1 protein-coding gene is annotated in these 1382 nt (G+C 40.8%); it reads right to left on the bottom strand.

Annotated features, from left to right (window positions below):
• The coding region (locus IGI46_RS25870; RefSeq protein ID WP_429974624.1) for a SpaA isopeptide-forming pilin-related protein at positions 1-1382 on the bottom strand (1382 nt) is incomplete at both ends.

Here is a 1382-nt window from a genome sequence, read left to right on the forward strand (position 1 = left end):
TCGCTGCTTGTCGTAGCTTTTGTATCTTGGACCTTGTGCAATTTGTGAATCCAATACTTTTTCTGACCAATTTGTGATTCAGGAAATTCTTGACTTACTTTGTCCGCAAGCTTTTGATCCTTTGTCGCGTCTATTTCCTGATCACCATTCAGCGTAGTAAACAACGTTTCAATTTTTGGTTCCTCTTCAGGCACATTAGGAATTTCTGGCGTCACTGTTTGTTCTTTGTTGTCTAAATCGTTGTGATCTGCCGCTTCTTTCCCATTGCCCTCTTTATCCAATTCGTCGAGTGCTTCTGTCCAAACATACCTCGTATTTTCATCATCGTTTGACGTATCTACGATAGTTTCAACGACTTTTTCCATGGTTTCTTTTTCAGCGACAAAATCTTCGTCTGCTTCATAGACAACTGTGGCGTTTTCTTTGTCATCATTTTGGATTCTCCACAGTTTGATTCCTCTTAGGCGATAATTTCCGCCTTTATTCAGATCAGAAAGGCTGATCGTATCTTTCATCGGTGTTTCTTTTCCTGGCACAAATGTTTGTTTCCCATCTACACTTGCTTTAGTGGAAATCTGAGGCGCTTTAACCAAATCGTTGGTAATCATTAACTTGCCTAGAGAAATATGGTTGGACCCTGCATTGATCTTACTTTCTTCAACAGTCAGCGTTTTGATTGGTTCCTTTTGTCCTTCTTCTGTAATTGTCACATTGTATTCACGTTTTTCTGTATCGAACGTAGATTTTAAGATCAGGTCTGTCATTTTCTTGTAGCCATCTGGTGCGGCTACTTCAGAAATACGATAATCGCCATAAGGAAACTCTTTGAACGCCCAATAGCCATCATAACCGTTCGCATCTGTTTGTGTTTCAACTTCTACAGGTTCACCTTTTGTTGGATCAATCGGTGTCAGAGCAAACTTGATCCCGTTGTAGCCAGAATTCACTTTTCCGGATTTGGATTGCAGGTACTTAAAGCCGTCGATTGACAATTTAATGACCTTTTCTTGGGAAGTCACGTCAGTGGAAACAACTTTCGTGTCTTGATCTTTGTACTTCAGTTCAAATTCACGTTTTGTTGAATCAAGTTGGTACCCTTCGGGCGCTTTCGTTTCTAGCCAATAATAGCCATTTAGTGCTAAGTGCTTCACTCCAGCGGTCTGATCTTTATCGTCAATACGAATAACAACAGAATCATCGTCCATTTTTACTTTCGTGCCGTTTGTCAACTCAGGTTTTACCCGATCCGTCCATTTCACAGGTTTACCATCTTTATAGAACAAACCGTACTCAGCACCTTCAAACGAAGCCCGGCCTTGTGTGTCCTTCTTGGTTTCTTCATCTTCTTTAGTTAAGATAGAGGATCCGGTCACTTCTTGGTT

The sequence above is a fragment of the Enterococcus sp. AZ163 genome, from assembly GCF_050498925.1.
Lineage (GTDB): Bacteria > Bacillota > Bacilli > Lactobacillales > Enterococcaceae > Enterococcus_A > Enterococcus_A ferrettii.